The sequence below is a fragment of the Mesorhizobium sp. B3-2-1 genome, from assembly GCF_006439515.1.
Lineage (GTDB): Bacteria > Pseudomonadota > Alphaproteobacteria > Rhizobiales > Rhizobiaceae > Mesorhizobium.
The window spans coordinates 23,964-43,891 of record NZ_VFTI01000035.1 but is presented as its reverse complement, the minus strand read 5'-3'; the positions used below and the strand labels follow the sequence as shown (position 1 = coordinate 43,891).

The following is a 19,928-nucleotide window of genomic DNA, read 5'->3' as shown; positions in this document are numbered from 1 at the left end:
CAAAGACAGCAACTGGACGAAGCGAACATGAAGAATTTGTGGAACGACGACGCGGCCGAAAAACTCGTTGCCGACTATGCGAAGAAGGGCGTCGGCCGCGACTTGGCCTTGCGTGTCTACACGACGCGGCTTCTGGGCGGCGTGCCACAGCTGGTCCTGCATGGCGGCGGCAACACCTCCTGCAAGATCAAGGCGACCGACCTCGTCGGCGACGAGTGGGACGTGCTGTGCGTCAAGGGCAGCGGCTGGGACATGGCCGTCATCGAGCCGCAGGGCCTGCCCGCCGTCAAGATGGGCGCCCTGCTCAAGGCGCGCAGGCTGGACAGGCTTTCCGACGAGGACATGGTCGCCCTGCAGCGGGCAAACCTGATCGACCCCGCCTCGCCCAACCCTTCGGTCGAGACCCTGCTGCATGCGTTCCTGCCGCACAAATTCGTCGACCACACCCATTCGACCGCCATCCTGGCCATTGTCGACCAGGAAGACAGCAAGCCGCTGGTGGCAAAGGTGTTCGGAACAAAGATGGGCTACGTGCCCTACATCATGCCGGGCTTCGACCTCGCCAAGGCAGCGGCCGATGTCTTCGACGCCGACCCAACGGTAGAAGGCCTGATCCTCGACAAGCATGGCATCTTCACCTTCGGCGACGACGCCAGGCAAGCCTATGACCGGATGATCCACTATGTGAACGTCGCCGAGGACTATGTGGCCAAGCATGCCAAGCCCAAGGCTGCAAAGGCGGCATTGCCGGCAAGGCTCGCGTCACCGACGGAGATCGCGCCGATGCTGCGCGGCGCTGTCGCGGCGCCACGCGGCGAAGGCCGCTTCGACCGCATGATCAGCGATTTCCGCACCTCGGACGCGATCGTCGATTTCATCAATTCGGCAGAGATCGCCGACTATGCCGGACGTGGCGTGTCGACGCCGGATCTGTCGATCCGCATCAAGACCGGGCCGATGGCGGTGCCGGCGCCCGACGCCGACAAGGTCGGCGACTACAAGGCGGTGATCAAAAGCCATGTCGACGGCTTCGCCAGCGATTATCGCGCCTATTTCGAGACCAATGACGCGCTCGACGACGTCAAGCGCACCATGCTCGACCCGATGCCCCGGCTGACGCTGGTGCCGGGGCTCGGCATGTTCGGCCACGGCCGCACGCTGAAGGATGCCAGGATCGCATCGGACGTCGGCGAGATGTGGATCGAGGCAGTGCGCGGTGCGGAGGCGGTCGGGCGTTTCCACCCATTGTCCAAGGCCGACCTGTTCCCGCTCGAATACTGGTCGCTGGAACAGGCCAAGCTCGCTTCCAACAAGCCGAAGCCGCTGACCGGACAGGTGGTGCTGATCACCGGCGGCGCCGGCGCGATCGGTGCGGCGACGGCAAAACTATTCGCCGACAATGGCGCTCATGCCGTCGTCGTCGATCTCGACGCCGAAAAGGCCGCTGACGCCGCCAGGAAGGCCGGCAACAATTCGATCGGCGTTGGCGCCGACATCACCGACCCGGCTCAGATGCGCGCCGCCTTCGACAAGGCGGTGGCCGTGTTCGGCGGCGTCGACATATTGGTGTCCAATGCGGGTGCTGCCTGGGAAGGCCGCATCGGCGAGCTTGACGATGCGCTGCTGCGCAAGAGCTTCGAGCTCAATTTCTTCGCCCACCAGTCGGCGGCGCAGAACGCCGTGCGCATCATGCTCGAACAGGGCACCGGCGGCGCTCTCCTGTTCAACACCTCCAAGCAGGCGGTCAACCCCGGTCCGAAATTCGGCGCCTATGGCGTGCCGAAAGCGGCGACGCTGTTCCTGTCCAGGCAATACGCGCTCGACTACGGCGCCCATGGCATCCGTTCGAACGCCGTCAACGCCGACCGCATCCGCTCCGGGCTGTTGACCGACGCGATGATCGCCAGCCGCTCGGGCGCGCGCGGCGTATCGGAGAAGGAATACATGTCCGGCAATTTGCTCGGCCAGGAAGTGACGGCGCAGGATGTGGCACAGGCCTTCCTGCATCACGCCCTGGCCGACCGGACCACCGCCGATGTGACCACGGTCGACGGCGGCAACATCGCGGCGGCGCTGCGGTAGGGTTGCTGCCTGAACGTTCGCAGCGATCCGCTTGTAAGAGTTGCGAATCGTAGCTACATTGTGGCTCAACATGAAGGAGCCACGATATGGCAACGGATTCAGTGGTCCGCGCTCGCATCGACAGCGCTACGAAAGATCAGGCAACGGAGGCCTTGGCAGCCATGGGCTTGTCGGTCTCCGATGCCATTCGCCTGCTTCTGGTGCGCGTCGCCGCCGACAAGGAATTCCCTTTCCCAGTGAAAGTGCCGAACGCCACCACTCAAAAGGCCATGGCCGAGTTGGAAAAAGGCAAAGGCAAGCGCTTTGCCTCGGCTGATGAGTTGTTCAAGGATTTGGGAATCTAAGCGTGCCAGTGCCCGTTCACTCCGGGCAATTTCGCCGGGACGTGAAGCGTATGGAAAAACGTGGCAAGAACCTGGGCAAGTTGCGCGATCTGTTAGGCCTGCTCATCGCCGGACATGAACTGCCAGGGACGTATAAGGATCATCCTCTGAAAGGGGATTGGAAAGGCTTTCGTGACGCGCATATCGAACCAGACTGGCTCCTGATCTACCGCGTTGTCGGCGACGAATTGCAGCTTGCCCGTACCGGTTCCTGTTCAACGAGTGAACGTCATCGAAAAAGCCGCCCGCAGCGATTTGCTGCAGGGCGGCTTTCATTTCGTCTCAACTCAGCAACCAGCAAGAGTTTTGTGCCGAAAGCTACTTCGCGTTCGGGTTCGGCATCCAGGCAGGCATGGCGACATCGGCATGGGCGAACTGCGGCAGCTTGGCCGACAGGTCTTCCATGTTCTTGATGTCCTTGTCGATCAGCTCCTTCTGGGTGATCAGCGTCGGCGGCACGATGACGTTGTGGCCGGGATCTTCGCCGGCGAGCAGTTGCGCCAGGGCGCGCACCGAGACCTGGCCGACGACGGCCGGGTTGGTCGCCGCGGTCGCCGCCCACGCACTGTCAGGCTCGCGCATCGCCGCGATGTCGGACGTCGAAATGTCGGCCGAATAGATCTTGATCTTCTTGTTCAGGCTCGCTTCGTCGACGGCGATCTTCACGCCCTTGGCGAATTCGTCATAAGGGGCGAACATCACGTTGATGTCGGGGTGCGCCGACAGCACCGAGCGCGCCTGGTTGGCGACCGAGTTGGCGATCGGATTGTCGAGCGTGCCGAACATGGCGGCTTCCTTGATGCCGGCATATTTCTTCTTCACGTCGATCCAGGTTTCGTTTCGGCGGTCGAGCGGCGCGATGCCGGCGACGTAGACATAGCCGGCGTTCCAGCTGTCGCCATTGTCCTTGACCGCCTGCTCGAGGGCCAGACGCGCCAGGTCCTTGTCCGACTGTTCGATCTGCGGGATCTTGGGGTTTTCGACATTGACGTCGAATGCCACCACCTTGATGCCGGCGTCGACGGCGCGCTGGGCGGCATCCTTCATCGATTCCGTCAGGCCGTGCTGGATGATGATGCCCTGCACGCCGAGCGCGATGGCCTGGTCGACCATGTCGGACTGAAGGGCGGCGTCCTGGCGGCTGTCGAGCACGCGCAGATCGATGCCGAGCGCCTTCGACTGCGCCTCGACGCCCGACAGGTAGGCCTGGAAGAAGTCGCCGGTCGAGAGATAGCGCACCAGCGCGATCTTGACGCCGGGCTTGTCGAACGGCGCCGGCTTGTCCGCGGCCAATGCCGGGATCTGCGTCAGCATGGTTGCGCCGGCCAGCCCGAGCGCCACTTTCCCCAGAAGTCTTCTTGTGATGTTCACCTTGTTTTCCTCCACTTTTGTTGAACCCAAAATCCTATCCGGCCGAATGCTAGCTCCTGCCCCTGCCCGAAAGGGCAAAGGTGAAGACAAGGGCGACGACCAGAACCACGCCCTTGACGAAATCCTGCGTGTAGTAAGGCGCGTTCATCATCGTCAGGCCTTGCAGCAAGATGCCGACGAACAGCGCGCCGACGGCGGTGCCGAAGGCGTTCGGCTTGGCGGCGCCGAGCACCGCGTAGCCGATCAGCGCCGCGGCAACCGCATCGAGCAGCAGATTATTACCCGAGGCGATGTCGCCGCGTCCAAGCCGGGCGGCGAGCAAAATGCCGCCGATCGAGGCAAAAACTCCTGAAATGACGTAGGCCCAGATCTTGTATGCCTTGACAGGCGCGCCGGCGAGTTCGGCGGCGCGCTCATTGGAGCCAACGGCATACATCATGCGGCCGAAGCGGGTATATTCGAGGAAGAACCAGATCAGCACGGCCAGCACCAGAAGCACGACGACCGACACCGGGATGAGGTTCGGGATGAAGAAGTCGAAGCGGTGGCGGCCAAGCGCCAGGAAGGAATCGGAGAACTTGCCGTTGGCGACCGAGCCGTCGGGCATGGTCATGCCAGTGGCAATCGAGCGGCCTTCTGTCGGGATGCGCTGCAGGCCGACGAGCAGGAACATCATGCCGAGCGTCGCCAGCAGGTCCGGCACGCGCATGTAGACGATCAGCCAGCCATTGATCAGGCCGACAAGGGCGCCGATCAGCAGGCAGACGATGACCGCCACGAAAGCGTTCTGCTCCAGCACCACCATGACATAGGCCGCCGCCATCATGGCCGAGGTCGCGACCGAACCGATCGACAGATCGAAGCCGCCGACAACCAAAGTTGCGGTAACGCCGAGCGCAAGCACGCCGGTGATGGCGACCGACTGGAAGATGAAGACGGCACTTTGCGGCGAGACGAACCCGTCGGCGGCGATCGCGAAATAGGCGACCAATCCGAACAGCAGCACGATGAACCCATAGCGGATGGCGTAGTCGCGTAGCGTCATTGCGCGCACCCCGGCGCCGCTGCCGTTTTTACCCAACTCCAACCCATGGTCTCTCCATTCCAATTCCATCGGCCGCCACGCTCAGGCAGCGCTGTGCAGCCGTCCGCCGGCGACCTCGGCCAGCAGACGGTCGAGATCGACATCTGCGTTGCGGTGTTCGCCGACGATTGTATGCTCCGACATCACCAGGATGCGGTCGGCCGTCTCCAGCGCTTCGTCGAGTTCGGTGACGAACAAAAGCGTGGCGCGGCCATTGGCGCTTGCCCGCAGCTTGGCTGCGATATCGCGCCGGGCCGAAATGTCGACGCCCTGGAACGGCTCGTCGAGGATGAACAGCGCGGCATTCTGGGCCATCCAGCGGGCGACCATCACCTTCTGCTGATTGCCGCCGGACAAGGCCGACATCTCATCCTTCTCGGAGCGGCAGACGATGCCGAGTTGCTCGATCTGCTGGCGCGCGGTGGCACGTTCGAGGCGGCGTTTGAGGACACTTAGACTGGACATCCGCCTGAGGAAGGGCAGGCTGACATTGCGCTCTATGTTGAAGCCGCCGATGATGCCGCTGGTGGCGCGATCCTTGGCGACGAGGAACACGCCGGCGGCGATCGCGTCGCCCGCCGAGCGCGGCGCGTAAGGCTTGCCGTTCATTGTCATGGTGCCGGCGAGCGGTCGGCGCACACCGAACAGCGTCTCGGCAAGAGCGGTCTTGCCGACACCGACGAGACCGGTGATGGCGACGACTTCGCCATCACCAAGCGTCAGCGAGATCGGCCGGGCACCCTGTGCGATGCGCAGCCCTTCGACGCTCAGGACCGCCCTGGCTGAACTCCTGGCGACGATCCGGTCGAGATGGATCTTGCGGCCGAGCATGGCGTTGACCGCGCCTTCATAGTCGAGCGGCTTGGTGTCGAAGGCGCCAGAGACGACACCGTCGCGCATCGAGACGATGCGGTCGGCGAGCCGCCTGATGTCCGACATGCGGTGCGAGATATAGAGGATCGCCACGCCTTGCTCGCGCAGCCGGTCGACCAGCGCGAACAGCCTGTCGGCTTCGGCGCTGGAGAGCGACGAGGTCGGCTCATCGAGGATCAGCACCTTCGGCTGATGGGCGAGCGCTCGGGCAATCGCCACCATCTGGCGATCGGCGAGCGAAAGGTCGCTGACGCGGGCCTTGAGATCAATGGCCAGCCCCATGCGGTCTGCGACTACCTTGGCCTCACGGCGCACGCGAGCGGGATTGAACAGGGTCGGCGCGCCTTTGCCGCTCAGCCTGTCGAGGGTGAGATTGGTGGCGACATCGAGGTCGGCGACGACGCCGTCATTGATGTTCTGGTGTACGGTGACGACGCCGGCGCGGATCGCTTCCGCCGGCGTGTTCGGCGTAAAATCCTGCCCGGCAAGCGTCATGCTGCCGCCGCCACGCTCGTAGACGCCACTGACGATCTTGACGAGGGTGGATTTGCCGGCGCCGTTGGCGCCCATCAGCACGGTCACTTCACCGGCATGGAGGTCCAGCGCGATGCCGCCAAGCACCTCGTTGCGGCCAAAGGATTTCCTCAGTCCCTCTACGCGGAACACGGCATTGCCGACCATGCGTTCCTCCCTGACCATGACGCTATGGTCAATGTCGGCAATTGTCAACACGATTGACAATTGCCAGACAGCTTCCTAGCTTGGCCTCGCCGCCAAGGCTCCCTTATGATCGGAGCACATCGGCGGGAGGGACAAGGATGATTGGGAAATTGCCGTTCGAAGCATTGTCGGTGGAGACCCTCGCAACACGTCTCGGTACGAACGAAGCGCTGTGCGCGAAGATCGGCAAGGATGCTAGCGCCTGGAAGGTCCGCGAGGTCGGGGACGGCAATCTGAACCTGGTGTTCATCGTCGAAGGTGCCAGTGGCGGTGCCATCGTCAAGCAAGCCCTCCCCTATGTCCGCCTCGTCGGCGACAGCTGGCCGCTGCCGCTCAAACGCTCCTTCTTCGAGTATCACGCGCTGACCCGCCAGGAGGCGCGCGCGCCGGGCTCGGTGCCGGCGATCTACTACTTCGACGAAGTCCAGGCGCTGATCATCATGGAGTATCTGGCGCCGCCACACATCATTCTCAGGCGCGCCCTGATCGACGGGCGCCAATTGCCCAACATTGCCAGGGATATCGGCCTGTTCATGGCCCGCACGCTGTTTCGCGGTTCCGATCTGTCGATGGCGACCAAGGATCGCAAGGCGGACCTGGCGTTGTTCGCCGACAATGTCGAACTTTGCGACATCACCGAGAACCTGGTGTTCTCAGACCCCTATTTCGACGCCAAGATGAACCGCCACACCAGTCCGCAGCTCGACGGGCTGGTGGCCGAACTGCGGGCCGACCGTGATCTCAAGGTGGAGGCGCAGCGGCTGAAGCATGTCTTCGCCGCCAACGCCGAGACGCTGCTGCATGGCGACCTGCATTCCGGCTCGATCATGGTCACCGACCAGGAAACGCGGATGATCGATCCGGAGTTCGCCTTCTACGGTCCGATGGCGTTCGATGTCGGCATGCTGCTTGCCAATTTCTGGATGTCGTTCTTCTCGCAACGCGGGCATGAGCAGAAGGGCAAGCGCGACGCCATGCGCGCCTATCTGCTCGATGTCGTCGTCGAGACATGGGCGGTGTTCCGCGCCGAGTTCTCGCATCTGTGGCGCACCGAGCGCACAGGCATGCTCTATCAAAAGAGCCTGTTCGAGGATCAGGGCGACAGGCTGGGCGCCGAGCAGGCGCTCGATACTGTCCTGCACCAGATCTGGGACGATCTGCTCGGTTTTGCCGGCATCGAGGTGCACAGGCGCATCCTCGGCCTCGCCCACAATGCCGACTTCGAGACCATTGCCGATGAAGATCTGCGCGCCAGTTGTGAGGCGAAGGCGCTGAAATTCGGCCGTCACATCGCCGTCAACCGGCGCCAGATTCACAGCATCGACGAGGTCAACACACTGGCCGCGCTGATCGAACGGGAGAACAGCATTTGAACGTCGGCGACCGCCACTATCGGACCATCTGGCTCAGCGACGACGGCCGCTCGGTGGAGATCATCGACCAGCGCTGGCTGCCGCATGAATTCCGCATCGAGAAGCTAGGCACGGTCGCCGGCATCGCCACCGCGATCCGCGACATGTGGGTGCGCGGCGCACCGTTGATCGGGGTCACCGCAGCCTATGGCGTCGCCATGCAGATGGCGCGCGATCCGTCCGACGAAGCGCTCGACACTGTGTGGGAAACTCTGCACGAGACACGACCGACGGCAATCAACCTGCGCTGGGCTCTGGACGAGATGCGGCGTTTCCTGCGACCGTTGCCGACCGGACAACGCGCCGCAGCCGCCTATCGGCGCGCCAGTGAAATCGCCGACGAGGATGTCGGGCTGAACCGCGCCATCGGCGAGAACGGGCTCGCCATCATCAAGGCGATCGCGGCGCGCAAGCAGCCGGGCGAGGCGGTCAATATCCTCACCCACTGCAATGCCGGCTGGCTGGCGACAGTCGACTACGGCACGGCGACTTCACCGATCTACCTCGCCGTCGAAGCCGGCATTCCCGTCCATGTCTATGTCGATGAAACACGGCCGCGCAACCAGGGCGCCCAGCTGACCGCCTGGGAGATGGCTGGCCACGGCGTGCCGCACACGCTGATCGTCGACAATGCCGGCGGCCATCTGATGCAGCGTGGCGCGATCGACATGGTCATCGTCGGCACCGACCGCACGACAGCCGATGGCGATGTCTGCAACAAGATCGGCACCTATCTGAAGGCGCTCGCCGCCGCCGACAATGACGTGCCGTTCTACGTCGCGCTGCCCTCGCCCACCATCGACTGGACCGTGGGCGACGGCCTCGCCGAGATCCCGATCGAGGAGCGCTCGGGCGACGAGGTCTCGCTGGTCTGGGGCAAGACCGCCAAGGGCGAGATAGCCCAGGTGCGTGTGTCGCCCGAAGCGACGCCGGCAAGAAACCCCGCCTTCGACGTGACGCCGGCTCGGCTGGTGACCGGACTGATCACCGAGCGCGGCATCGCCAAGGCTTCGCGCGAAGGGCTGAAGGCGATGTTCCCCGAACGCGGATAATCGGGACGCGCTCAGAACTCGACGTCCGGGATCTCCAACGCGTTCACGAAATCCAGCGAGCGCTGCAAGGCGCCGCGAATGGCGGCGATGTCGACGGGCGTGTTGCGTCGCTCAGGATCACGGCGTCCCGGGCGCTCCAATCGCAACGGCAGTTCGATGCTGACCGGCAGCATCGCGGGAAGCATCGCCCAATAGGGTTCATAGCCGACCGAGCCGTCGCCGATGGCGCAGAACGCCCATCCTGCCCCGGTGCTGACGACATCCTTCAGATGAGCATGGCCGACCATGTCGGTGGCATCGGCGATATCTTGCGACGGCTGCATCGTCTCGCCGCTGTAGGTGAAAATGTTGCCGGCGTCGTGGTTCAGGCGGATGTGCGGCGATCCGATGGCGCGGACGAAGCTTGCCCCTGATCGCGCGCTGCCGAGCAGATCGCCGCAGCCATGTCCGGGGTTCTCGAGCGCCAGAACGATGTCAGCCTGTTCCAGCCTCGGCAGAACGGCATCGATCGTCGTGCGGATCGCCGCGCTGTCCGTCATCGGGCCGGCATTGGTGATCAGGAAGGATGCGCCAAGGCCGGCGGCAAAGCCGATACGCCGGGACAACGCCTCGATGGCATCAGGCCCAGACAGGTCGAGATGAGCCGACACGGCATTGATGCAAAGCCCGGCATGTTCCGCTGTCCGCCGCAACCGCGAGGCGTTCGTATCGGCAAACATGCCTTCATCGAAATCGATATAGCCGCGAATGAAGGCCGGCTCGACATGGGCAGCACCCGCCGCGGCAATCTCCTCGACGGCCAGATCCATGGAGTAGCCGTCGAAGAGTGCGGTCGATACCGATATGATCCGCGAAGGCAGGGCTCAGGCCCCCTTGCCGTAGACGATCAATTCGGAGGCTTCCTTCACCTTGGCCGGCGACAGCGCTTCGCGCCAGTCGTCGCGGACCACGACGCCCTTGGCGAACCGCATCAGGCGCAGCGCAGCGTCGGACGGGACTTTCGGCGAGAAGCCGAACCACATGGCGATCTCGACGTTCAGATGGCCGATCAGGAAATCGAGCGCGGCCTGCCTGGGAATACCGTATTTGCGCTCGCACTCCTCGACCGCCTCGACCATGGTGTCGACGAAAGGCATGGCGATCATTTCCGACAGGCCGGGCTCCAGGATCGCCAGCTGTTCGACCGTGACGCGGTGGCTGACGATGATCGGCGACCACATCGCTTTGCACACTTCCTCGCCAAGCGCGTAATGCTCTTCGGGACCTTGCATCAGGGCGCAGACGATCGATTGCCTGGCAATGCCGCCATGATAGTCGCGACGCGCGGCCCACTCCGTTTCGTCGCCGAACAAAGGTGGATGGCAGGGGTGGCCGACGAAATAAGTGAGGTCCGGCCGGTCCTTCGGCAGGTCGCCGGCATAGGGTGCGGCCGCATCCAGAACGAGGATCATGGTGCCCTTGGCAAGCATGGGCGAGATCTGCCGCGTCACTTGGCCGATGATGTTGTCCGGTAAGGCCATCACCACGATCTTGGCGCCGGGAATACCCTGCTCCATGGCAACGGCGGCGATGCCTGATTCAGCCAATCGTTTGCGGCCCGCCTCGCCGACCTCCACGGCACGGACATCATAGCCAGCGCCGATCAGCTTCCCGGTTACGCGGAAGCCCATTTTCCCGCCGGCTCCAAGCACCGCTACCGATATCGTCATTTGCTCTTCTCCCATTTCATCTTGATGGCGCGGTTGGCGCAGGTTCAGCCGAACGCCCGCAGCGCGGCCTCGAGGTCCGGATGCGTGGCGGCATGGTCGCGCGCGGGAATGCCGGCCGCCGCGGCTTCGAAAGCATCATGCAGGCTTCGAACGCCCGCGGCCGGTCCGCCGGGATGCGCCATGATCCCGCCGCCGCAGCAATAGATGAAATCGTTCGAGCCGAGCCTTGCGTAGGTCTCGCCCGCCTGCACCGCTGTCTGTCCGGACGAAAACACCGGCATGACCGTATCGGGGCGGTCAGCCCGTCCGAACATCGGAGTCAGGCAAGCATGGGCCGAGGCCATCACCGATCCGTCGGGTTCGCAGAATTTGTTGGACAGCCCGTTGACGTGCATGTGGTCGATGCCTGCCAGGCGCCAGAATTTCTGGTAGGCGATATAGCTTATGCCCAGATCAGGGGAACGGCTGAAGAGGCCCCAGCCTGCCCGGTGGCCGTGTAGCGCAACGCCGGAATGACGACGCATCTCGACGACAGCCGACAGGCCAACTGAATTCAGGACGAGCATGGCGCAGGTACCGCCACGGCGCTCGATCAGATCCAGCTGACGGCGCATGGCGTCGATATCGCCGGAAATGTTGGCAGCATACATGCCCTTGCGGCCGGTTCTGTCCGCGTGCCTGTCTATGACAGCCATGACCGCCTCGAACCGCTGTTCAAACGGCGAATGCGGGGGATCTCCCATCAGTTTGTCGTCCTTGATGAAATCGAGACCGGCGGCGATCAGCGTGTCGGCAAGGGTCGCCGTCTCTTCGGGCGTAAGGCCAACGCTCGGCTTGACGATGGTGCCGATCAGCGGGCGTCCCTCGACTCCCGTCAGGCGACGCGTCCCCTCGACGGCGAAAGCCGGCCCCGGATAGGCTTCCGCGAAGGCATCGGGAAAGGCCACGTCGAGCAGGCGCATGGCCGAGAAATGATGCAGCTCGAACAGATTGCCGAGGACCGTCGACCAGACCGAAGCCAGCACGGTGCCTGTATTCTCGATGTTCCAGGAAAGGCCCACCTTGGCCCGGCGCGGCTTGGCGGCGGCATTCTTGGGCGAACGCGAAAACGGCAGCGCCTCGCCGTCAACCTCGACAACATCCTCGACGAATTCGACGCGCGCTCCGAACCTTCGCAGCAGTTCCGGCGTTTCCCCGGGTATGGCGCGGAACGTCCCGCTCGATTGCTCGCCCGCCATTGCGGCCGCTGCAATCTCCAGCGGGTAGCGGGTTTCGATCAGGTAGGTGGCCCGGAGGCGACCGGTCAATGCAGGTTTCCCGGCTGGAATGATCTTCATGGCGGTGAGCGATAACACCAAAAAGACATCATGTCATCACATGAGTTTTCCCGGTCAGAAAAATTTTGGCCGCCGTCAGCCCCCGCCGCCATCGGCCAGTTTCGAATAAAGTTCATTGGCACGGCCGATATGGTCGGCCATGGCGGCGCTCGCGCCTTCCGCATCGCCACTGGCGATCGCCTTGTAGATCCGTTCGTGCTCCTCGACTGTCAGGCGCTCGGCGCCTTTCACGGCCACGAGATCGCGCTTGAAGCGGGACAGCCATTCGAGCATGCCCTTGGCCACGGCAGCGATCATCGAATTGCCGCTCATCTCCGCTATGACGGCGTGGAATTCCATGTCGGCAGTGACAAATCGCGCCTGGTCACCCTTTGCGTCGCGCAAGTGACGCAAGGTCTCGGCAAGCCGTTCCAGGCTCTTGGCGGTGGCGCGTCGCGTGGCTATCCGGACCAGCCCTGTTTCCAGCAAGAGCCTGACTTCCTTGAGTTCTTCGAGACCACGAGAGTTCGTCGCCAGCATCATGACCATTGCCGCGGAGACCTGGTCGACGATCACTTCGGGCGTCGGATTGATGACGCGCGCACGTTCGCCGTGCGAGATCCTGATGAGCCCCATCTGCTGCAGCGTCAGCATCGCTTCCCTGATCGACGGCCGCCCGACGCCGATCATCGTCATCAGTTCCTTTTCCGACGGCAATTGGGAACCGGGCGGGAATTCGGACGTCGAGATCGCCGCCATCAGCCGGTCGAGCACCTCGACATACAACTTCTTCTTCTGGACCGGTTCCATCCGCATCTCCCCTGATCGTTCCCAGGCATAATCGATCCCGAGTCGCACCGACAGGCAAGGTCCCGGCATTTAATTGACATTACATATATGATGACATAACGTCCATAGCCAACGTCAGCGCGGCACATGACGGCAAACGTGGTTGCCGCAACGGACCGGCCCAACTGGCCAAGGGTGACACAGAAGAACCCGGCGGGCCGTGCTTCGCTCCCGTCGACGCAATCAAATGAGGTTCCGACCGGCTTGCCTATTTGGTATGCTGGTATAACATGTAGCTGGTATGGTGTCTTTCGGAAGAGACACGGAATGACAGACGAGCCGATCAGGTCGGCCGGTTTTTTGGGAGGAGAAATCATGAAGTTTTCAATAGTGGCGGCGCTTGCCGGCGCCGCGCTCGCCAGTGTTTCGGTCTTGCCGGCGATGGCGTCGCCGGACGCACCGGTAATCGCGCTCGCCAACGCCTATTACGGCAACACCTGGCGGCATCAGATGGTGGAGGCTTTCGAGGCCTCGGCCAAGGAAGCCAAGGCTGCCGGTCAGATCGCCGACTATATCGTCATGAACGGTGACGGCTCGGTGGCGCAACAGAACAGCCAGATCGCCGAACTCATCCTCAAGAAGGTCGACGTGCTCGCCGTCGACGCGGCTTCGGAAACCGCGGTCAACGGCATCATCGAAAAGGCCTGCAAGGCCGGCATCATCGTCGTTTCCTTCGATTCGGTTGCTTCGGCGCCCTGCAATTACCAGCTCAACTTCGACTTCAAGGGCTACAAGGCGGCCCAGGCCGAAGCCGTCTTCAAGATGATCGGCGGCAAGGGCAACGTCATCCAGGTGCGCGGCGTGAAGGGCTCGGCGCCCGACAACGACATGTTCAACGCGCAGCAGTCGGTGCTGGCGAAATATCCCGACATCAAGGTTGTCGCCACCGTCTATGGCCAGGCGACCGCCTCGGTCGCGCAAGCGGCGATCGCCAACGTCCTGCCCTCGCTGCCGCATGTCGACGCCGTGCTCGGCCAGGGCGGCAGCGACGATGTCGGCATTGCCCAGGCCTTCGTCCAATATGGCGGCGATTATGCCGGCAAGATGCCGATCATCGAAGGCGGCGGCGGCACCGACTTCGTCAAATGGTGGGCCGACGAGAATGCCAAGAACGGCTACCAGACGGTCTCGATGAACACCACACCGGGCATTGGCGGCGCCGCACTCTGGCTCGGCCTTTCGCTGCTCAAGGGCGGCAAGGCACCGAAGCTGATGATCATGCCGGTAGCGACCGTCGATGCCAACAATCTCAAGGAGTATGCGAAGCTGCCGGGCGGCCAGATCATCAGCCCCAGCTATTCGCTCGACTGGGTCAAGCAGAACCTGCTCAGCAAGTAAGGCTGCCATTGCCAGGGACCGGACGCAGCCAAACGCCGCGCCCGGTCCTTGTCCGTAAAGAAACGGAGGACGAATGTCCCATCTCGCCGTAGCCAGTCCAGAAGGCGCAGCCGCTACGATGCCCGACATCAGGCCCAACGTCGTCTCGCTGTCGCAGATCACCAAGAGTTTCGGCCCGACGTTGGCGAATGCGCAGATCGACCTCGCCGTCTCGGCCGGCGAAATCATCGGCCTGGTCGGCGGCAACGGCGCCGGCAAGTCGACGCTGATGCGTATCCTGTGTGGGGCGACGTCGCCGACCCTCGGCTCGATTTCGTTCGCCGGACAGGGCGTGAGCTTCGCCGACTACGACACTGCAGAGGCGCAAAGGCGCGGCATCCGCATGGTGCATCAGGAACTGTCGCTGTGCGCCAATCTTTCCGTCGCCGAGAATTTCTTCCTGGAGACGCCCGGCGAAGCGACCAACCGGCCGGGCTGGCGCGCACTCTACCGGACCCGCGCCCGCGCGGCGCTGGACGCCGTCTTTCCCGCCAACGGCATCGATGTGAATGCCGAAGTCGGCCACCTTTCCATCGCCGAGCGGCAGATGGTCGAGATCGCGCGCGCCGCCGCAACGCCCGACGTCAGGTTGATCGTGCTCGACGAGCCGACCTCCTCGCTCGACCTCGACCGCTCCAGGCAGTTGCGGACCTTCATCCGCGAGCGAGCCAGATACGGCCTCGCCTTCATCTTCATCAGCCACAAGCTGCAGGAAATCATCGACATCACCACGCAGGTGATGGTGCTGCGCAACGGACGTACCGCCTGGCGCGGAGATGTCGCCGACACCTCGATCGGCCAACTTGTGCACCTCATGGGCGGCGACGCCAATTCAATCCACCAGCACAGCGCCGCCGCCGCCAGCAGCGGCGAGGCGCTGGTCAAATTGTCCGGCTCCCTGACCGCCGGCCTCGGCCGCGACATCGCGATCGGCCGCGGCGAGATCATCGGACTGGCGGGGCTCGAGGGCAGCGGCCAGAAGGAGTTGCTGCACGCCATCTTCGAGCCGGTTTCCACCAGGGGAACCGCGGTCACCAGGAGCGGCGATGCCGGTTTCATTGCCGGCGACCGCCAGAAGGAAGGCGTGTTCCCGCTGTGGAGCGTGCTTGGAAACATCAGCATCGGCAGCCTTGCCCGCCGTCCGGCACTGGGGCTGGTTTCGGAACGCGCCAGCCGCAAGGCGGCGGCCGATGCGGCCGGCCGGCTGCGGCTCGACGACAATCGCTTCGGCTCCAATATCCTCGAACTCAGCGGCGGCAACCAGCAGAAGGCGCTGGTCGCCCGCGCCCTCGTCGCCGACACGCCGATCCTGCTGCTCGACGATCCGACGCGCGGCGTCGACATCGCCACCAAGCAGGACTTCTACAAGCTCTGCAACGAGATCGCGCGCAGCGGGCGCACACTGGTCTGGCACACGACCGAAGATGCCGAGCTTTTGGCCTGCGACCGCGTGCTGGTGTTTTCGGGCGGGCGCATCGTCAAGGAATTGAGCGGCGAGGCGATCACGGAATCGGCCGTCGTCGGCGCATCCTTCACCCAGCAGGCGGACACCCGCGTCGGCGCGGGACATGGCGCCGCCAGCGCCGGGCTTGCCCGCCGCTTGGTCAACGCGGCTCCCTTCATCGGCCTCGCCGCCGTGCTGGCGGTGATGATCTCGGCCAACCCGGCGGTCGCCTCAATCTTCGGGCTCGACCTGCTGTTGATGCCGGCGCTGTCGCTGGTGCTGGTGACGGCGGCGCAGATGTTCGTCGTCGGCGGCAGCGAGATCGATCTCGGCGTCGGCGCCTTTGCCGGTCTCGTCAGCGTGCTCTCCGCCACGCTGCTCTACGATCAGCCATGGCTCGGCGCGCTGGCGCTGGCGGCGGCGGTCGCCGCCTATGCCGGGCTCGGCGGCCTGATCCAGGCACGCAAGATCCCGGCCATCGTCGTCACGCTCGGCGCCTCCTTCATCTGGATGGGACTAGGCTACGCGCTGCAGCCGACACCTGGCGGCGCCAGCCCCGAATGGTTGTCGGCGATGTTCAGCTGGTCGCTTGGCTTCCTGCCCACCTCCGTCATCCTCATCGCCGCGGTCGCACTGATGGTGTTGGTGATCGACCGGCTGCCGCTCGGCGTGGTGCTGCGCGGGTTCGGCAACAATCCGACCGCCATGATCCGCTCCGGCTGGTCGCCGACGCGCTATGCGCTGGTGCGCTACCTCGTCGCCGGACTGTTCGCGGCTGCCGCCGGCCTGTCGCTGACGGCGATCAACACGGCAAGCGACATCAATTCCGGCAACTCGTTCACGCTGCTCAGCGTTGCCGCCGTGGTCATGGGCGGCTGCTCGCTGCTGGGCGGCGTCATTTCGCCGATCGGCGCCATCGCCGGCGCGGTCACGCTGGCATTGATCGGCGCCCTGCTCGGCACGCTGAACGTGAGCAGCGACTTCAACGCGGCAACGCAAGGGCTGATCCTCATCGCCCTGCTGACGCTGCGCAGCCTGACCGCAGACCGCAGGAGCGAACAATGAACGGCCTCGCCGCCTTCAGCCTCTGGGCGCAGAAGAACCGCTGGGTCTGGTCGGCGATCGGCGTGCTTGTGCTTTGGCTGGTGCTCTCGGTGGTCACCAACCGCTTCAGCCTCTCCAGCCTGTCGGGCATCATGCTGTCGGCCTCGTTCCTGACCGTCGTCGGCATCGGCCAGATGTTCGTCGTCACCACCGGGCGCGGCAATATCGACCTTTCGGTGGCGTCGGTGATCACGCTCAGCGCCTTCGTGGCGCTGCTCACCATCAAGGGCCAAGACGCCAACCTTGCCATCGGCCTCGGCGCCGCGATCCTGCTCGGCCTCGCGGTCGGCGGCTTGAATTCGCTGCTCGTCGTCGGGCTGAACATACCGGCCATCATCGCCACGCTGGCGACAGGCTACGTTCTCGCGACCGCGACACTGCTATCGAACCGCGCCATATCGGGTTTTGCCGTCAGCCCGCTGCTGAAGACGCTAGCGACGGGCCGCGTCTCCGGCATGCCGATCATGGCCATCATCGCCATCGTTGGCGTGGCCGCGACCGCCTTCCTGCTGCGCTACACGGTGTTCGGACAATTGCTGTCGGCGGTTGGCCAGAACCGCACCGCCGCGCGGCTGGCGGCGATCCGCAACAACCGGGTCATAGCTTCGGCGTTCATCATCTCGTCGGTGCTGGCTTCGCTCAACGGGCTGCTGCTCGGCGCCTATGTAGGCGGCGCCTTCCTCGAAATGGGCCAGCCCTATCTCTTGCAGTCGATCGCCGCGGTGGTGCTGGGCGGCACGCTGATCTTCGGCGGCTCGGCGAGCGCCGTCGGCACGCTGTTCGCCAGCATCCTTTTGATCCTCATCGTCACCACCATGCAGATCGTCGGTCTGCCGCCGGGTGCGCAAGACATCGTGCAAGGCATCGTCGTCATTTTCGTTCTGGCGCTGGCCGGCCGGCAGGTGCTGTCGCGTCGAGCCGTCGTCGACCGCGCCGACGACGACGGCACCGTGAAATCCGAGCCAAGCGCGGCGGCAGGCCGACCGGAATGACGAGCGGATGATGATTTCTCTTGCCAAGTTGTGGTAGAGTGATCATACCAGTAGATAAGGTGACGATCGGCAACGCCATCGTCCACGACCAGGGAGCAAGGGCTAGATGACGACGATTGCGCTGTTCGGTGCCGGCGGGAAAATGGGCTACCGCCTTTCGACCAATTTCCGCGGCTCGCCCTACACGATCCGCCATGTCGAGGTCAGCGAGGCCGGGCGTGATCGACTGAAGACCGGACTGGGCTTCGACACGGTCAGCGCCGACGAGGCGCTGAAAGGCGCCGACGTGGTGATCCTGGCCGTGCCGGACACCCATATCGGCAAGGTCGCGACAAGCATCGAGAGCAAGCTCGCGCCGGGCACGATGGTCATCGTTCTCGACGCGGCTGCACCGTTTGCCGGCCATTTGCCCGATCGCCCCGACCTGACCTACTTCGTCACCCATCCCTGCCATCCGCCGATCTTCAACGACGAGACCGACATGGCGGCCAAGAAGGACTATTTCGGCGGTGTCAAGGCCAAGCAGCACATGGTCAGCGCCCTGATGCAGGGACCGGAAGCCGACTACGCCAAGGGTGAGGCCATCGCCAAGATCATCTGGGCGCCGGTGATGCGCTCGCACCGCGTCTCCGTCGAACAGATGGCGCTGCTCGAGCCAGGTCTTTCGGAAACCGTATGCGCTTCGCTGCTGGTCGTCATGAAGGAAGCGGTCGACGAGGTCGTGGCGCGTGGCGTCGACCAGCAGGCGGCGCTCGATTTCCTGCTTGGCCACATGAACGTGCTCGGCGCCGTCATCTTCGGCGAAACCAAGGGCGTGTTCTCGGACGCCTGCAACAAGGCGATCGAATTCGGCAAGCCGGTGCTGATGCGCGACGACTGGAAGCGCGTCTTCGAGCCGGAAGAGATCGCGGCCAGCATTCAGCGGATCACTTGAGCGCCTCAGGTACAGATCATCTGAATTTGTGGTTGACTCATCATACCAGTTGGCTAAGCTAATCTTCGCTCGGGTCAATCACGCTTCGCCGGGAGTTCGAAGCTGAAACGGGTGGAGGATGGCGGGGAACGGGAACTTGCTTTGGCGGAGCCGACCGATGGCTTGAGCCCAGGCGTTCCAGAACCTTCACAGCCTGACGGATTCAAATGCAGACAGTGGCCTCGAATCGATCGAGACACGGACTTTTCAAACGGGAGGACTTCATGAAACTGACACGCAGAATGACGCTTGCGGCTTTCGCCGGCGTGCTGGCACTCGGCACGGCGATGCCCGCCTACGCGGCGGACCTCATCGCCATCATCACGCCATCGCACGACAATCCGTTCTTCAAGGCCGAAGCCGTCGGCGCCGAGGCCAAGGCCAAGGAACTCGGCTACGAGGCGCTGGTGCTGGTGCATGACGACGATGCCAACAAGCAGTCCGAACTGATCGACACCGCGATCGGCCGCGGCGCCAAGGCGATCATCCTCGACAATGCCGGCGCCGACGCCACCGTCGCCGCCGTGCAGAAGGCCAAGGACGCCGGTATTCCCTCTTTCCTGATCGACCGCGAGATCAACGCCACCGGCGTCGCCGTGGCGCAGATCGTCTCCAACAACTACCAGGGCGCTCAGCTCGGCGCGCAGGAATTCGTCAAGCTGATGGGCGAGAAGGGCAATTTCGTCGAGCTGGTCGGCAAGGAATCCGACACCAATGCCGGCATCCGCTCCAAGGGCTATCACGACGTCATCGACGACTATCCGGACCTGAAGATGGTCGCGCAGCAGTCGGCCAACTGGAGCCAGACCGAGGCCTATTCCAAGATGGAATCGATCCTGCAGGCCAATCCCGACATCAAGGGCGTCATCTCCGGCAACGACACGATGGCGATGGGCGCCTATGCCGCGCTCGCCGCCGCGAACCGCAAGGATGTCATCGTCGTCGGCTTCGACGGATCGAACGACGTGCGCGATTCCATCACCTCGGGCGGCATCAAGGCGACGGTGCTGCAGCCTGCCTATGCCCAGGCGCAGATGGCGGTCGAACAGGCCAACGACTTCATCAAGAACAAGAAATCGCCCGAGAAGGAGAAGCAGCTGATGGACTGCGTGCTCGTCAACGGCGACAACGCCGCCAAGCTGGAAACCTTCGCGTTGAAGAACTGAGCCGGCGCAAAATAACAGGGA

Annotated in this window: 17 protein-coding genes; 10 read left to right on the top strand and 7 right to left on the bottom strand. The window is 63.7% G+C overall.

The genetic code is table 11. The annotated features are described in order from the left end of the window. Nucleotides 1–27: 27 nt before the first annotated feature. From FJW08_RS27565 to FJW08_RS33405, 3 genes are all read left to right on the top strand, one after another. Nucleotides 28–2,082, top strand: coding sequence for a bifunctional aldolase/short-chain dehydrogenase (locus FJW08_RS27565; protein WP_140813081.1), 2,055 nt, complete (start codon nt 28–30; stop codon nt 2,080–2,082). Between the two features lie 86 nt (nt 2,083–2,168). Continuing rightward, complete coding sequence (locus tag FJW08_RS27560; RefSeq protein WP_140757654.1) at nt 2,169–2,426, top strand: type II toxin-antitoxin system RelB/DinJ family antitoxin; 258 nt, start codon at nt 2,169–2,171, stop codon at nt 2,424–2,426. A 2-nt stretch (nt 2,427–2,428) separates the two neighbouring features. Then, entirely contained in the window at nt 2,429–2,878 is a 450-nt protein-coding gene (locus tag FJW08_RS33405; protein WP_348642698.1) for a type II toxin-antitoxin system YafQ family toxin, read from the top strand. On the opposite strand, the gene FJW08_RS27550 is transcribed toward FJW08_RS33405, so the two are convergent. The 3 genes from FJW08_RS27550 to FJW08_RS27540 form a co-directional block, all read right to left on the bottom strand. After that, entirely contained in the window at nt 2,784–3,836 is a 1,053-nt protein-coding gene (locus FJW08_RS27550; protein ID WP_140813080.1) for a substrate-binding domain-containing protein, read from the bottom strand. The genes FJW08_RS33405 and FJW08_RS27550 overlap by 95 nt on opposite strands. Nucleotides 3,837–3,885: 49 nt before the next feature. Further along, nucleotides 3,886–4,881, bottom strand: a complete 996-nt coding sequence (locus tag FJW08_RS27545; RefSeq protein WP_140813079.1) for an ABC transporter permease — start codon at nt 4,879–4,881, stop codon at nt 3,886–3,888. An 81-nt stretch (nt 4,882–4,962) separates the two neighbouring features. Beyond that, nucleotides 4,963–6,474 carry a sugar ABC transporter ATP-binding protein gene (locus tag FJW08_RS27540; RefSeq protein WP_140813078.1) on the bottom strand — a complete coding sequence of 504 codons (1,512 nt, stop codon included), beginning with the start codon at nt 6,472–6,474 and terminating at the stop codon, nt 4,963–4,965. Between the two features lie 137 nt (nt 6,475–6,611). Between FJW08_RS27540 and mtnK the strand changes: the two genes are divergently transcribed. Together mtnK and mtnA are read left to right on the top strand one after the other, a co-directional pair. Beyond that, complete coding sequence (gene mtnK, locus FJW08_RS27535; protein WP_140813077.1) at nt 6,612–7,886, top strand: S-methyl-5-thioribose kinase; 1,275 nt, start codon at nt 6,612–6,614, stop codon at nt 7,884–7,886. Beyond that, the gene (gene mtnA, locus FJW08_RS27530) at nt 7,883–8,977 is read left to right on the top strand and encodes an S-methyl-5-thioribose-1-phosphate isomerase (RefSeq protein WP_140813076.1); all 1,095 of its coding nucleotides are present in this window, start codon (nt 7,883–7,885) and stop codon (nt 8,975–8,977) included. The genes mtnK and mtnA overlap by 4 nt, the downstream gene beginning before the upstream one ends. Before the next feature lie 11 nt (nt 8,978–8,988). Here mtnA and FJW08_RS27525 read toward each other — a convergent pair whose 3' ends face one another. From FJW08_RS27525 to nanR, 4 genes are all read right to left on the bottom strand, one after another. Further along, on the bottom strand, nt 8,989–9,786 hold the full coding sequence (locus FJW08_RS27525; RefSeq protein ID WP_140813075.1) for a TIM barrel protein: 798 nt from the start codon (nt 9,784–9,786) through the stop codon (nt 8,989–8,991). Nucleotides 9,787–9,840: 54 nt separating this feature from the next. Continuing rightward, entirely contained in the window at nt 9,841–10,686 is an 846-nt protein-coding gene (locus tag FJW08_RS27520) for a phosphogluconate dehydrogenase C-terminal domain-containing protein (RefSeq protein WP_140813074.1), read from the bottom strand. Nucleotides 10,687–10,730: 44 nt separating this feature from the next. Beyond that, a complete protein-coding gene (locus FJW08_RS27515) occupies nt 10,731–11,993 on the bottom strand; it encodes a ribulose-bisphosphate carboxylase large subunit family protein (RefSeq protein ID WP_348642697.1) in 1,263 nt (420 codons plus the stop codon). Nucleotides 11,994–12,098: 105 nt separating this feature from the next. Next, entirely contained in the window at nt 12,099–12,812 is a 714-nt protein-coding gene (gene nanR, locus FJW08_RS27510) for a transcriptional regulator NanR (protein WP_140813073.1), read from the bottom strand. A 354-nt stretch (nt 12,813–13,166) separates the two neighbouring features. Here nanR and FJW08_RS27505 point away from each other — a divergent pair, with 354 nt between their 5' ends. The 5 genes from FJW08_RS27505 to FJW08_RS27485 all read left to right on the top strand — a co-directional run bounded on the left by FJW08_RS27505 (nt 13,167) and on the right by FJW08_RS27485 (nt 19,907). Next, entirely contained in the window at nt 13,167–14,189 is a 1,023-nt protein-coding gene (locus FJW08_RS27505; protein WP_140813072.1) for an ABC transporter substrate-binding protein, read from the top strand. Between the two features lie 73 nt (nt 14,190–14,262). Then, entirely contained in the window at nt 14,263–16,737 is a 2,475-nt protein-coding gene (locus FJW08_RS27500) for an ATP-binding cassette domain-containing protein (RefSeq protein WP_140813071.1), read from the top strand. After that, nucleotides 16,734–17,768, top strand: a complete 1,035-nt coding sequence (locus FJW08_RS27495; protein WP_140813070.1) for an ABC transporter permease — start codon at nt 16,734–16,736, stop codon at nt 17,766–17,768. Before FJW08_RS27500 ends, FJW08_RS27495 begins: the two co-directional genes overlap by 4 nt. A gap of 106 nt (nt 17,769–17,874) precedes the next feature. Further along, nucleotides 17,875–18,702, top strand: a complete 828-nt coding sequence (locus FJW08_RS27490) for a phosphogluconate dehydrogenase C-terminal domain-containing protein (RefSeq protein WP_140757665.1) — start codon at nt 17,875–17,877, stop codon at nt 18,700–18,702. Nucleotides 18,703–18,965: 263 nt separating this feature from the next. Next, nucleotides 18,966–19,907: a D-ribose ABC transporter substrate-binding protein gene (locus FJW08_RS27485; RefSeq protein WP_140813069.1), complete on the top strand. Its 942-nt coding sequence runs from the start codon at nt 18,966–18,968 to the stop codon at nt 19,905–19,907. Nucleotides 19,908–19,928: the final 21 nt, after the last annotated feature.

Excerpts from the sequence above, each read along its gene's own strand:
- FJW08_RS27565 (WP_140813081.1), top strand. The coding sequence starts at position 28 with ATGAAGAATTTGTGGAACGACGACGCGGCCGAAAAACTCGTTGCCGAC.
- FJW08_RS27560 (WP_140757654.1), top strand. The coding sequence starts at position 2,169 with ATGGCAACGGATTCAGTGGTCCGCGCTCGCATCGACAGCGCTACGAAA.
- FJW08_RS27545 (WP_140813079.1), bottom strand. The coding sequence starts at position 4,881 with ATGACGCTACGCGACTACGCCATCCGCTATGGGTTCATCGTGCTGCTG.
- FJW08_RS27540 (WP_140813078.1), bottom strand. The coding sequence starts at position 6,474 with ATGGTCGGCAATGCCGTGTTCCGCGTAGAGGGACTGAGGAAATCCTTT.
- mtnK (WP_140813077.1), top strand. The coding sequence starts at position 6,612 with ATGATTGGGAAATTGCCGTTCGAAGCATTGTCGGTGGAGACCCTCGCA.
- FJW08_RS27525 (WP_140813075.1), bottom strand. The coding sequence starts at position 9,786 with ATGGATCTGGCCGTCGAGGAGATTGCCGCGGCGGGTGCTGCCCATGTC.
- FJW08_RS27520 (WP_140813074.1), bottom strand. The coding sequence starts at position 10,686 with ATGACGATATCGGTAGCGGTGCTTGGAGCCGGCGGGAAAATGGGCTTC.
- nanR (WP_140813073.1), bottom strand. The coding sequence starts at position 12,812 with ATGGAACCGGTCCAGAAGAAGAAGTTGTATGTCGAGGTGCTCGACCGG.
- FJW08_RS27505 (WP_140813072.1), top strand. The coding sequence starts at position 13,167 with ATGAAGTTTTCAATAGTGGCGGCGCTTGCCGGCGCCGCGCTCGCCAGT.
- FJW08_RS27500 (WP_140813071.1), top strand. The coding sequence starts at position 14,263 with ATGTCCCATCTCGCCGTAGCCAGTCCAGAAGGCGCAGCCGCTACGATG.
- FJW08_RS27495 (WP_140813070.1), top strand. The coding sequence starts at position 16,734 with ATGAACGGCCTCGCCGCCTTCAGCCTCTGGGCGCAGAAGAACCGCTGG.
- FJW08_RS27490 (WP_140757665.1), top strand. The coding sequence starts at position 17,875 with ATGACGACGATTGCGCTGTTCGGTGCCGGCGGGAAAATGGGCTACCGC.
- FJW08_RS27485 (WP_140813069.1), top strand. The coding sequence starts at position 18,966 with ATGAAACTGACACGCAGAATGACGCTTGCGGCTTTCGCCGGCGTGCTG.